A 12,772-nucleotide genomic window follows, 5' to 3' on the forward strand; every position below is an offset into this window, starting at 1 on the left:
ACGCAAGGCCGCTCCCACATTTGTTGCAACGTACCGAACCTGTCAGGCCATGGTTGCCCGCCTTGGTGCCTGTCTTGAGACAGGTGAGGCGCCAGTGGTGCCTACACTGAAACCGCGTCGTACCAGCAAGGCGGATCCGGTAATGGCACAGGTTTGACTGGCCCGAAACAGATGCAGGAGCGGCCTTGTGTCGCGAAAGGGCTGCGAAGCGGCCCCAGGGGCTGCGCCACAAGACAGATCGCCGGGGCCGCTTTGCGGCCCTTTCGCGGCACAAGGCCGATCCTACAAGAGCCGAGATAGCCTCACGCCGGCTCGTCGGCCGGTCGCCCATTCTCCTGCACCAACACCATGCTCTGCGGCGACGACAGGGCGATGCCCTCGTCACGCAAGCGCCCGAGGATGGTGAACAGCAGGTCGCTGCGCGTGCTCGACACCTGCCGCGGCGAGGCCACGTAACCGCTCACACCGATCACCATGCCACTGCTGGTCAGGTCCTTGAAGGTCACCGACGTGGCCGGCGCATCGAGGATCGACTCATGCTCCTTGTACGCCGCCAGCAACACCTCGCGCACCTTCGCCGGGTCAGTCTCCAGCGGCAGCGTCAAGGTAATGCCAACCACGCCCAAGGCATTGGCCATGGTCACGTTGCGCACGCTCTGCGAGATGAACTGCGAGTTGGGCACGATCACCGTCGAGCGGTCGGACATCTGGATCTCGGTGGCGCGCACGTTGATCCGGCGAATGTCACCCTCGACACCGGCCAGGCTCACCCAGTCACCCACCTTCACCGGGCGCTCGGTAAGCAAAATCAGGCCGGAGATGAAGTTCTGCACGATCTGCTGCAGGCCGAAACCGATACCCACCGACAGCGCACTGACCACCCAGGTCAGGCTGGTCAGGTTGATGTGCAGGGTGGACATCACCAGCATGGCCAGGAACAGGAAGCCCAGGTAGCCGACCAGGGTCACCAGCGAGGCGCGCATGCCGGCGTCCATGTCGGTCTCCGGCAGCAGGCGCTCGCTCAGCCAGCGCTTGACCACGCGGATGGCGAACCAGCCACCGATGAAGATCGCCACGGCCAGGAAGATGTCCTGGGGCACGATGTTCAGGTTGCCCAGCACCTTGCCGCCGGTGCCGTCCCAGTCCGCCAGGCTCAGCAGTAGCTCGCCTGGGCTCGTGCCCGAAGGCATGAACACCAGCAGCGCGGCGGCGAACAGCAACAGCGTGCGGCCGATGCCCGCCAGCACCGTGCTGGCCTGGGCCTGGTGGCGTTGCTGCAGGCCAAGCGCCGAGGCCAGCGCCAGGCCACCGGGCTGACGGGGCGACAGCAGGGTTTCGCACAAGTCGCCGAACACCGTCACCAGCAGGTAGGCACAGACCACCACCACGCTGATCCACAGCAGCTTGGCGGTAAGGAAGTAGGCCAGCGTCAGGTAGCCGGCCAGCAAGGTCAGCAGGATCGCCAGCACCCACACCACGATCACGAACGGGATCAGCCCGGCCAGGCCCTTGGGCCGCTCCAGGTCATGCTGGCGACGGGCGCGGCGGTAGCGCAGCAGGGCCACGACAAACAGCAGTGACACCACCAGCGCGGTCAGGCCGTTGGTGGCCAGGGTCAGCGCCAGGCTGGTGCCGATCACGCTGTTGATGCGCTCCTGGGTGAGCAGCACCATCAGCGCCAGGGCCAGGACCTTTGGGAACCAGCCCAGGGCGCTGGCCACTTCGTCGGGGATCGGCGGCAGGCGCCAGGACGGGCGCTGCAACATCAGCATGGCGCGGCCCAGGCCCGAGATGAAGGCGCTGAAGATCACCAGGGCGAGGATATGGTTGGTCAGGCTGGCGAGGTCCGTGCCCAGCTCCGCGCTGCTCTCCAGGCCCCAGCGCAGCAGCGACACCGAGCCGGAAATGGTGCCCAAGGTCGCCAGACTGACGCTCAGCGCCAGGGCGCTGCGGCGCAGGCGGCCTTCGGGCAGCCAACGGATCATGGCGTCGGCCAGCAGGCGCTCCAGTACCCGGCGCACCAGGGTCCAGACCAGCACCGCCGCGACCAGCGCGGTAATGAACAGCCAGCGGTGCTCGGCGCTGAAAGCGCTGGCCATGGCGTCCGACACCTCGCCCCGCAGGTCGCGCAGGCGCGCCACGTCGTCGTCGGTGGGGCGGATCAGGCTCGACCAGAACGCCGGGCTCAACGGGCTGGCGGCGCGGCTGGTGATCTGCGAGTTGAACAGGCTGCGGCGCAGGTTGACGATCTGTGTCGACAGGTCACGGGCCGACTGGGTCAGCGTGGTGGCGTCCTTCTGCTCGGCGACCAGCTTGTTCTTTTCGTCGTTAAGCTGCTTGCGCTGGCGGGTCAGGCTCTCGGCCTCCTCCTCCAGCGGCGGGCCAAGCACGTTGAGCTGGTCGTCCAGGCGCTGCACGTCGGCGGTGCGCTGGGTGGCCAGCACATCGGCCTGGCGTTGCACCTGCAGGGCCGACTGGCGCAGTTGCGCGAGCAGGTCGTCATTGGCATTGCTGGTGACGCCCTGGCGGATCTGGTCGAGCCGTTCGCTCAACGCCTCCAGGCTGGCGTTCTCGTCCAGCACCTGCTGTTCGGCCACGGCCAGGCGCGATACCGGCGTGGCCGGCTGGGCCCATGCCGGCATGGCCAGGCACAACAGCAGGGCGAAAATCCCCGCATAGAATCGGTCAAGGCTGACACGCCTCATCGAAGGTTCCTCTACACAACTCGACAGGGCGTGGATTCTACGCGGTCTGGAGGCTCAGGAGAGTGCCGTCTCTCGGTCCAGCAGCTGGCGCTTGCGTTCGATGCCCCAACGGTAGCCGCTGAGGTCGCCGTCGCGGCGTACCACCCGGTGGCAGGGAATGGCCACGGCGATCGCGTTGGCCGCGCAGGCCTGGGCGACGGCCCGCACGGCCTTGGGCGCGCCGATGCGCTCGGCGATGTCGGTGTAGCTGACCGTGGTCCCCGCCGGCACCTCGCGCAGCGCCTGCCAGACCCGCTCCTGGAACGCCGTGCCCTGCACATCCAGGGGCAGCGCCAAGCCCAGGGCCGGCGCCTCGACGAAGCCGATCACCTCGGCCACCAGCCGCTCGAAGGCGTCATCGCCGCCGATCAGCTGGGCCTTGGGAAATTTGTCCTGCAGGTCCTTGAGCAAGGGTTCGGGCTCGTCACCGAGCAGGATCGCGCAGATGCCCCGTTCGCTCTGCGCCACCAGGATCGCCCCAAGTGAGCATTGGGCCAGGGCGAAACGGATGGTCGCGCCCTGGCCGCCGGCACGGTATTCCCTGGGGCGCATGCCCAGGCGCTCGCCGGCGCTTTCGTAGAAGCGGCTGTTGGAGTTGTAGCCGGCGTCGAAGATGGCTTCGGTGACGCTGCCGGCGGCGTCCAAGCGCTCGCGCAGGCGCTGGGCGCGGAAGGCCGAGGCGTAGGCCTTGGGGGTCAGGCCGGTCTCGGCCTTGAACAGGCGGTGCAGGTGGAACGGGCTGACGTTCAGCTCGCTGCCGAGCTGGTCGAGGTTGGGGGCGGTCTGGCTGGCCTCGATCAGGCGGCAGGCGCGGGCCACCAGCTCGGTACGGCGGCTGCCCTGCCCACCCTTGCAGCGCTTGCACGGGCGATAACCGGCGGCCTCGGCCTGGGCAGCGGCGCTGAAAAATTCGACGTTCTCGCGCTTGGCCAGGCGCGACTTGCAGGCGGGCTGGCAATACACGCCGGTGGTGCGCACGGCGTAGACAAAGTGGCCTGTGGCGGCCGTGTCGCGAGTCTGCACGGCGTGCCAGCGTTCGGCGTCGGTGGTGTAGGTGGTCGGGGCGGGCTTCATCAGGGGCCTCTCCTGGGAATCGATAACGTCAGCCTGGCAGGGTGGATGATGCGTGGAACTCCGATTCTTGCGGTGTTTTCACGGGCCCTATCGCGGGGCAAGCCCGCTCCCACGAGAGCGTGGTCCATCTTTGTGGGAGCGGGCTTGCCCCGCGATAGGGCCATGCAGGAAAGCTTCAAGCCCGCCACAGGTACCAGGCCGCCACGGTGCGATGAGGGCTCCACGCCCCGCCCAATGCCCGCATCTGCGCAGGCGTCGGCGCCTTGTCCAAGCCTTTCATGCGCCGATACCCCTCGCGCACGCCAAAATCATCCACCGGCAGGATATCCGATCGCTCCAGGCTGTAGATCAGCAGCATCTCCACCGTCCAGCGCCCGACCCCACGCAGCGCCACCAGACGCTCGACCAGCGCGGCGTCCGGCAGGCTCAGCGCCTCTTCCCGGCTGGGCACCACGCCCTCCAATCGCGCCTGGGCGATCCCATGAACCGTGGCAATCTTGCTCGCGGAGAACCCACAGGCGCGCATCGCCTCAGGCGTCACCGCCAGCAGCTGTTCGGGCGCGGGAAACGCCCCATCCGGGAACAGCGCCAGCAACCGCCCGAGGATCGCCTCGGCCGCCCGTGCATGCAATTGCTGATAGGCGATGGCCCGCACCAGCGCCTCGTACGGCTCGCGCCCGGGCGTGGCACGGTGCAGACAAGGCCCCACGGCGGCAATATGCCGCGCCCAGTCCGGGTCCTGCCCGGCCAGCCAGGCAGCGGCATCGTCAAAGGCCTGCGGGGATAGGTCTGCAAGGATCATCAAAGGCGTTCGCACAAGTCACGATCCCCTAGCCTAGCCCAACCGTTCATCGGTGAAACGCTCAATCTTGCTCATCGAGTCAGAGGCCTACCATTGATCCGCCCGCATTGCCCCGCATAGAATTGAGAACTATTAACAATCACATTATCCAGGCAGGCTCTCCAGACGATGCAGATCGAAGACACGCTGAAACCGGCCGAGGTCGATCTGCTCTATCAGGCACACCACCGCTGGCTACGCGGCTGGCTCGGCGCCCGGGTCGGCTGCCGGGAGCACGCCGCGGACCTGGCCCAGGACACCTTCGTGCGCCTGCTCAAGGCGCGCCAGGTTTCACCGCTCAAGGAGCCACGGGCCTACCTGAGCAGCATCGCCCGCGGCCTGATGATCGACCAGTTCCGTCGCCGCGCCCTGGAAAAAGCCTACCTCGAGAGCCTGGCCAACCTGCCCGAGCAAGAAGCCCCCAGCGAGGAACAGCGCCTGCTGATCCTCGACACCCTCGAACGCCTCGACCGCGCCCTGCAACGCCTCAAGCCACGGGTGCGCCAGGCGTTCCTGCTGGCACAGCTTGACGGCCTCACCCTCACCCAGGTCGCGCAGCGCCTGGACGTTTCCCGGGCCACCGTCGAGCGCGACCTGGCCAAGGCCTTGGGTGTCTGCTACCGGATCCGCTACGCCGATGCCTGACCAGAACCCGAGCCAGGCCCAGGTCGACCAAGCCATCGAATGGCTGGTGAAACTGCGCTACGACAGCCCCGGCCCACACACCGAACAGCAGTTCCAGCGCTGGCTGGCCAGCCACCCGCAGCATGCCCAGGCCTGGCAGCGGGTCAGCAGCCTCGGCGACGAACTGGCCAGCCTGCCCGCCGAGCTGAGCCGCCAGACCCTGGCCGGCAGCGAACGCCGCCGCATGAGCCGGCGCGACCACCTCAAGCTACTGTCGCTGCTCGCGCTCGGCGCCAGTGTCGGCTGGGCCGCGCGCGAGCCCCTGGGCCTGCCGGCGCTGATGGCCGACAGCCGCACCGCCACCGGCGAGCGTCGTGAGCTGCTGGGCAGCGACGGCAGCCTTATCCGCCTGAACACCGCCAGCGCCATCGACCTGCGCTACAGCGACGAGCAGCGCCAACTGACCCTGTTGCGCGGCGAGGTCAGCCTGGACGGCAACACCAACGACAACCGCCCGTTCACCATCGACACCCGCGTCGGCGCCCTGAGCACCCAGGGCGGTCAACTGCTGCTGCGGGAGAATGCCCAGGGCCTGCTGCTGGCCGTGCGCCGCGGCGAGGTGACGCTGTTCCCCGCTTCTGCCGCCGCGCATCGAGTCAAGCCCGGCGAAGTGCTGCAGGTGTTCGCCCAGGGCGACTTCCAGCCCGCCACCCTGCACGGTGACCCCTGGGGCTGGACCGATGGCGTACTCAGCGTGCAGCAGATGCCCCTGGGCGAGTTCACCGACGAACTGTCGCGCTACCGCCCCGGCCTGCTGCGCTGCGCGCCGGAAGTTGCCGGGCTCAAGGTTTCCGGCACCTTCCAGCTGGCCGACACCGACCAGATCCTGCTGCTGGTCGCCCGCAGCCTGCCGGTGCGCGTCGACTACCGCACGCGCTTCTGGGTGAGCATCGGCGCCGCCTGAAAACATCAAAAAAATAAATGAGGTGGAATCTCATTCTCGTCCGGCCTGAAAGAAACAAGCCCGAACAGTGGTCTGCCAACCTTCAGGAGCGCTTCATGATCCGCCCGTGTTCCCCCCGCAACGCCCCCCTGCGCCATGCCATCCGCGCCGCCGCCCTGGGCCTGGGCGTGGCCTGCGCCGGCCTGCCGCCGACCCTCGCCCTTGCCGCGCCCGCCAGCCAGAGCCAGCCGCGCGACTGGAACATCGCGGCCGGCCCGCTGGCCGCCGCGCTGGACCAGCTGGCGCGCCAGGGCGGGCTGAACCTGTCGTTCGACGCCGGCAGCCTGCGGGGCAAGACCACCCAGGGCGTCCAAGGCCGGCATGACAGCGCCCAGGCCCTGCAGATCCTGCTGCGGGGCAGCGATGTGCAGGTCCAGCAGGAAAGCGACAAGAGCTTCCTGCTGCTCCCTGCCCTGGACGTCGGCGACGCCCTGCAACTGGGCGCCACCAGCATCTCCAGCAACCGCCTGGGCGAGACCACCGAGCACAGCGGCTCCTACACCACCGGTGCGGTGACCATCGGCAAGACCCCGCAAAGCATCCGCCACACCCCGCAGTCGGTAACCGTGGTCACCCGCCAGCGGATCGACGACCAGAACATCACCAACCTCACCAACCTGCTCGAACAGACCCCCGGCGTGGTGGTCAACCTCACCGACAGCGAGCGGGTGCAGTACTTCTCGCGCGGCTACCAGATCGATGCCATCCAGTACGACGGCGCCACCGTGGTGCAGAGCAGCGGCGGCGGCTCGTTCATCCAGAGCGACTCGGCGATCCTCGACCGCGCCGAGGTCCTGCGCGGCGCCACCGGCATGCTGCGCGGCGCCGGCAACCCCTCGGGCACCGTCAACCTGGTGCGCAAGCGGCCCACCTATGAGTTCCAGGGCGAAGGCAGCGTCACCCTCGGCACCTGGGACGCCCAGCGCTACGTCGCCGACCTCTCCGGGCCGTTGACCGAGACAGGCAACGTGCGTGGCCGGGTGATCGCGGTACACGACGAGAAGGACCACTTCCAGCAATCGCGCCAGGAGCGCAAGGACGTGCTGTACGGGGTGATGGCCTTCGACCTCGACGACAGCACCACCCTCACCACCGGCCTGGAATGGACCCAGCTCGACGCCACCGGTGCCTGGGGCAACCTGCCGGCCGACTACGACGGCTCGCCGCTGCCGTTCGGCCGCAGCACCTACCTGGGCGCCGACTGGAACCGCTGGAACCGCAGCAACCTGCAGACTTTCGCCGAGCTCGAACACCGTTTCGACAACGACTGGACGCTCAAGCTGATGGCCCAGCGCACCCACTTCGAGCTGGACGACAACGGCTTCAAGCAGACCTACTTCACCCGCGCCACCGGCACCGCCAACCCGACCCGCAACCCTTACCTGATGAGCTACCAGGTGACCGAAGGCGATGGCGGCGAGAGCCTGCAGAACAACCTCAGCGCCACCCTCAACGGCCCGTTCGATTTGCTCGGCCGCACCCACGAGCTGATGCTGGGTGTCGAGCGCATCCGCAACGACTCCTACGCCTCGGCCACCAACAACGTGCAATCGGGCGTGTTCGACATCCGCACCTGGGACCCGAAGACCAGCCTGGCCAACCCGCACATCAACATCACCGCCCACCCGGTGCGCACCCGCACCACCCAGGAAGGCGCCTACGCCACCTGGCGCATCTCCCTGGCCGACCCGCTGACCGCGATCATCGGCGCACGCGCCAACGGGTACGACTACGAGCAGGAGAACAATACCAAGGCCAGCGGCAAGTTCAGCGTCGACAACGAGATCGTGCCGTACGCCGCGCTGATCTACGACCTGAACGAGAACTTCAGCACCTACGCCAGCTATACCGAGATCTTCAACCCGCAGACCAACACCGATGCCGCCGGCTCCGTGCTCGAACCGGTCACCGGCGAAGCCTACGAGACGGGGATCAAGGGCGAGTTCTACGAGGGCCGGCTGAACACCTCGCTGGCGTTCTTCCGCATCTACCAGGTCGGCAACGCGCTGGACGACCTCAGCGGGCCGAACCCGTGCCTGCCCAACTACACCAGCGGCTATTGCAAGGTCGCCGCGGGCAAGAACCGCAGCCAGGGCTTCGAGCTGGAGATTTCCGGCGAAGTGCTGCCGGGCTGGAACGTGACCGGCGGCTACACCTACAACACCACCGAATACCTCACGGACACCACCGGCAACAACGGCAACCCGATCCGCACCACCGACCCCAAGCGCATGCTGCGCCTGTTCACCAGCTATCGCCTGCCGGGCGAGCTGCAGGCCTGGACCGTGGGCGGCGGCGTGCAGGCGCAGAGCGACATCTACAACCGCAGCGGCAGCGCCGAAGCCTCGCAGTCGGGGTATGCGGTGTACAACGCGATGGTGAACTACCGCTTCAACGACAACTACTCGCTGCAGCTGAACGCCAACAACCTGTTCGACAAGCAGTACTACCGCCAGGTGGCGCCGACGCCGACCGGCTACTACTGGGGCGACCCGCGCAATGTGTCTGTCACCTTGCGCGGAACGTTCTGACCTGCCGCGCGATGGCTGGGGGTCAGTCCGCCACCGCCTGAAGCTTGCCCGCCCGGCGATAGGCCTGGCGGGCGAAGCACACGAACAGTCCCGCCATCAGCGCCAGCGCCATGGGCAGGCCATGGGGCGCCACATCCATCGCCGCGCCGCTGACCAGCGGCCCGACCAGGCTGCCGACACCCCACAGCAGGCCAACACTGGCGTTGGCCGTCACCAGGTCCTGCCCCCTGAAGCGCTGCCCGATCAGCACCAGCGCCAGTGTGTAGATGCCGCCCGCCACTGCCCCGAGCACCACCAGCAACGGCCACAGCAGCCAGGTCATCTGCAGCAGCCAGGGCAAGGCGATGCCGATGCTCATCGCCACCAGCCCGCACACCAGGTGCAGCCCGGTACGCTCGACCCGGTCGGCAAGCCAGCCCAGCGGCAGCTGGAAGATCATGTCGCCGGCGAACACCACGGTCACCATCAGCGCCGCCACGCCCACGGCAAAGCCGTGACTGCTGGCATACACCGGCAGCAGCGACAGCACCACGGCGTCGAAGAACGAGAAGAACAGCACCGCCACGCACAGCGCCGGGGCGACGCGGAAGAAGCCGGCCAGGCCGAAGCTCTTCTCGCCTTCGTCGCCATGCTCGACATGGTCATTGGGCACGGTGAACAGGATGCACAGCAGCGCCAGGCCGTAACAGACGGTGACCACGCCGGTCAGCCACGGACTGTCGGCGCCGAGCAGCGCCAGCAACGCCGGGCCGAGCACCTGGAAGCCGGTGAAGCTGGTGGCGTACAGGGCCATGATCTTGCCGCGGTTGTGCTCCGGGCACAGCTCGTTGACCCACGACTCGCCGAGGATGATCGCGATGCCCATGCCGATGCCGAGCCCCAGGCGCAGCAGCGCCAGCCACAGCATCGAGTCGAAGGCCCATTCCAGCAGGGCGATGCTCAGGGTGCACAGGCTGAAGCTGAGCAGGTAGATGACCCGGCGGGTCAGGTGCCGGCAGCAGGCGTCGACCATGAACGCCGAGAGCATCATGCCCGCCGCCGGGATCGCCGAGATGATGCCGATCTCCAGTGTCCCCGCCCCCGCCTCGTGCAGGCGCAACGACACCAGCGGCAGGCTCGCCCCGAGGCTGAAACCGACCACCGACACGGCGAACAACAGGCCCGCCAGCAAACGCATGTTCATGTACCACTCCTTGCAAGCCGGCGCGCAGGGGCTCTGGCCCTGGCCGACTGGAAAATCCGCTGAAAGATGTTCGAACGCAGGCGCCCGCGATCACGCCGCAAAGGCGCGGGATGCAGGGGCGCGGATTAGTTCAGGGCAAGGTGTGGCGAGAAAGTGAAGGCGAACAGCACGCTGCGCCGACGCTTGAGCACCGTGTCGCTTGGCCACGCGCGGCGCGCTGTCGGGGCGACAGGCTGGCGGTGTGGGCGGAGACTACGGGTACGGCGCATTGCATCGACTACGCAGTTGGAGAGGAGGCGGCACTCTAGGCCAGGACAACCTTGGCCGTCAATTGGCTGCCTGAGCATGACTTGGGTCTGAAAGACGTTCACCCCATCCAAGGCTGCCATGAGCCAGAGGTCTAGGATTGGGTCGCAAGCATGGACTAGTAATTCTGCCAGTTGCCGAGGCAACCCCATCCCCTTAAAAATTCGCAACAGTTCATGGCTCTCCATAGAGCGCCCCATGGGAAATCTACTCGCAAGCAAAGCGCTACTGGCAACGGACATGCAGGGCTCAGTACTGCTACGACACGCCAGGGGAAATCACAATGCAACCCCGTATTGCACATACGGCTACACCCCGTTGAATCCTCAACAGCTATTATTGGGATTCAACTCAGTACGGATTGAGCCTGCCGGAATCTATCTGCTAGGCAATGGATACCGTGCATTTCACCCCAGTTTAATGAGGTTTGGTTCGCCGGACACCGCCAGCCCATTCAACGCAGGTGGAATCAATGCGTACCCTTACTGCCAATCAGACCCAGTCAATCGGACAGATCCCGATGGTCACATGATGCGCCGTATCCGAACCCTTCTTGGAGGTCGGGATACATCAGCGGTACCGATAGCCAACACAGCGGTCACCTCACCGTCTATTCCAGAGTTCGGCACGCAGAATGATTTCAACAGTGCACAACCAGCAGGCTTGCCACATTACTTTGGAGGCCGCGAGTCCCCCCCTGCCTACTCCACCACGGCGCCCGACCCGCAAGGCCTGCCATCTCCAACCTTCCACTCCCCTCTTTATTCCCCCACACCCAAGAAGGGCGAAGTAATTCTCGAGTTCAGGAATGGGCAATTAATAGAGGTCGAATCGCTGGTAGTTTCTATCAACACAAGGCAAACACTTTCCAACTCAGGCGCGACTTCAGGGTTTGCCCGACTGCGTGCTACAAACACACAGAGGGACTGGATACGAAATAACAGACCGCTGCAAACCGATAACGGAATACTCGAAGCAGTGAGCAACGGCCAAATACTCAGCCGTATGCGAACAGATGTTCAGGAAACCCAATAGCCAGAGTCATGCACCATAGCGTGGCTCTCCTCAACCTCTTAACGCCGGTCCGTAGCCGGCAAAAACACCGCCAACAACCCAAACAACGGCAGGAACGAGCAAACCCCATACACATACTCGATCCCACGCAGATCCGCCACATACCCCAGCAGCGCCGCGCCAATCCCGCCGAAGCCGAACATCAGCCCGAAGAAGATCCCGGCGATCATCCCGACATTGCCTGGCACCAGTTCCTGGGCATACACCACGATGGCCGAGAACGCCGACGCCAGGACGAAACCGATCACCACGCTGAGCACGGTGGTCCAGAACAGGTCGGCATACGGCAGCGCCAGGGTGAACGGCGCCACCCCGAGGATCGAGAACCAGATCACCGCCTTGCGCCCGATGCGGTCACCGATCGGCCCGCCGAAGAAGGTGCCCGCCGCCACCGCGCCGAGGAACAGGAACAGGTGCAACTGCGAACTGGCTACCGACAGCTGGAACTTCTCGATCAGGTAGAAGGTGAAGTAGCTGGTGAAGCTGGACATATAGAAGTACTTGGAGAACACCAGCAGGCCCAGCACCACCAGCGCCAGGATCACCCGCTGGCGCGAGATGCCGTGGGTGGCCGGCACCGCCTTGCGCGCCTTGGCCTGGTTGAGGTGCTCCTTGTACCAGCGGCGCAGCATCAGGGTCACGGCGAAGAAGAACAGCCCGGCCAGGCCGAACCAGGCGACATGGGTCTGGCCGAAGGGAATCACGATCGCCGCCGCGAGCAGCGGGCCGAGGGCGGAGCCGGCATTGCCGCCGACCTGGAAGCTCGACTGGGCCAGGCCGAAGCGCCCGCCGGAGGCCAGCCGGGCGATGCGCGAGGTCTCGGGGTGGAAGGTCGACGAACCGATGCCCACCAGCGCCGAGGCCAGCAGGATCATCGGGAAGCTGCCGACGAAGGCCAGCATCACGATACCCACCAGGGTGCACAGGGTGCCTAGCGGCAACAGGTTCGGTGTAGGCCGCTTGTCGGTGAAAAAGCCCACCCACGGCTGCAATAACGAGGCAGTGATCTGGAAGGTCAGGGTGATCAGGCCGATCTGGGCGAAGCTCAGGTCGTAGTTGGCCTTGAGCATCGGGTAGATCGCCGGCAGCACCGACTGGATCAGGTCGTTGATCAGGTGCGCCAGGGCGCAGAAACCGATGATGCGCATCACCAGCGGCGAGGCCTGGTTGGCCGGGTTGCCGGCGCTGGAGGTCGTGGTACTGCTGATGGCCATGGGCTGGATGTCCGTCCGCGGATTGGGATCCGATTATCGTGAAACAAATAGATACGAAGCTACCTTTTTATTTCGGCGAGCCTTCCATCCGACACGTACTTGTAAATAATTCTCAATATATTTAGCATCCTTTCTCCTCTTCCCTGTAAATGCGGGGCGAAACCGCCCTCCCCCTGCG

General features: G+C 66.0%; 9 protein-coding genes. 4 read left to right on the forward strand and 5 right to left on the reverse strand.

All coding sequences use genetic code 11. From position 1 onward, the window contains the following. Nucleotides 1-302 precede the first annotated feature (302 nt). The 3 genes from K5H97_RS25065 to K5H97_RS25075 form a co-directional block, all read right to left on the reverse strand. Nucleotides 303-2,705, reverse strand: a complete 2,403-nt coding sequence (locus K5H97_RS25065) for a DUF3772 domain-containing protein (RefSeq protein WP_028691157.1) — start codon at nt 2,703-2,705, stop codon at nt 303-305. Between the two features lie 54 nt (nt 2,706-2,759). Continuing rightward, nucleotides 2,760-3,818, reverse strand: coding sequence for a bifunctional DNA-binding transcriptional regulator/O6-methylguanine-DNA methyltransferase Ada (ada, locus tag K5H97_RS25070; RefSeq protein WP_028691158.1), 1,059 nt, complete (start codon nt 3,816-3,818; stop codon nt 2,760-2,762). Nucleotides 3,819-3,993: 175 nt separating this feature from the next. Next, complete coding sequence (locus tag K5H97_RS25075) at nt 3,994-4,620, reverse strand: DNA-3-methyladenine glycosylase family protein (protein WP_028691159.1); 627 nt, start codon at nt 4,618-4,620, stop codon at nt 3,994-3,996. Between the two features lie 168 nt (nt 4,621-4,788). Between K5H97_RS25075 and K5H97_RS25080 the strand changes: the two genes are divergently transcribed. The 3 genes from K5H97_RS25080 (at nt 4,789) to K5H97_RS25090 (ending at nt 8,817) form a co-directional block, all read left to right on the forward strand. Next, on the forward strand, nt 4,789-5,304 hold the full coding sequence (locus K5H97_RS25080; protein ID WP_028691160.1) for a sigma-70 family RNA polymerase sigma factor: 516 nt from the start codon (nt 4,789-4,791) through the stop codon (nt 5,302-5,304). Then, nucleotides 5,297-6,247 (forward strand): FecR domain-containing protein, encoded by a 951-nt coding sequence (locus tag K5H97_RS25085; protein ID WP_028691161.1) that lies wholly within the window; start codon nt 5,297-5,299, stop codon nt 6,245-6,247. Before K5H97_RS25080 ends, K5H97_RS25085 begins: the two co-directional genes overlap by 8 nt. A gap of 95 nt (nt 6,248-6,342) precedes the next feature. Then, entirely contained in the window at nt 6,343-8,817 is a 2,475-nt protein-coding gene (locus K5H97_RS25090; protein ID WP_028691162.1) for a TonB-dependent siderophore receptor, read from the forward strand. A 22-nt stretch (nt 8,818-8,839) separates the two neighbouring features. Here K5H97_RS25090 and K5H97_RS25095 read toward each other — a convergent pair whose 3' ends face one another. Then, complete coding sequence (locus K5H97_RS25095; protein WP_028691163.1) at nt 8,840-10,000, reverse strand: MFS transporter; 1,161 nt, start codon at nt 9,998-10,000, stop codon at nt 8,840-8,842. A 546-nt stretch (nt 10,001-10,546) separates the two neighbouring features. On the opposite strand from K5H97_RS25095, the gene K5H97_RS30125 reads away from it, so the two are divergent. Then, complete coding sequence (locus tag K5H97_RS30125) at nt 10,547-11,341, forward strand: RHS repeat-associated core domain-containing protein (RefSeq protein ID WP_371349897.1); 795 nt, start codon at nt 10,547-10,549, stop codon at nt 11,339-11,341. 38 nt (nt 11,342-11,379) lie between these two features. Here K5H97_RS30125 and K5H97_RS25105 read toward each other — a convergent pair whose 3' ends face one another. Beyond that, nucleotides 11,380-12,594 carry an MFS transporter gene (locus K5H97_RS25105; protein WP_028691164.1) on the reverse strand — a complete coding sequence of 405 codons (1,215 nt, stop codon included), beginning with the start codon at nt 12,592-12,594 and terminating at the stop codon, nt 11,380-11,382. Nucleotides 12,595-12,772 lie beyond the last annotated feature (178 nt).

Origin of the sequence: Pseudomonas mosselii, assembly GCF_019823065.1 — a bacterium.
GTDB classification, from domain to species: domain Bacteria; phylum Pseudomonadota; class Gammaproteobacteria; order Pseudomonadales; family Pseudomonadaceae; genus Aquipseudomonas; species Aquipseudomonas mosselii.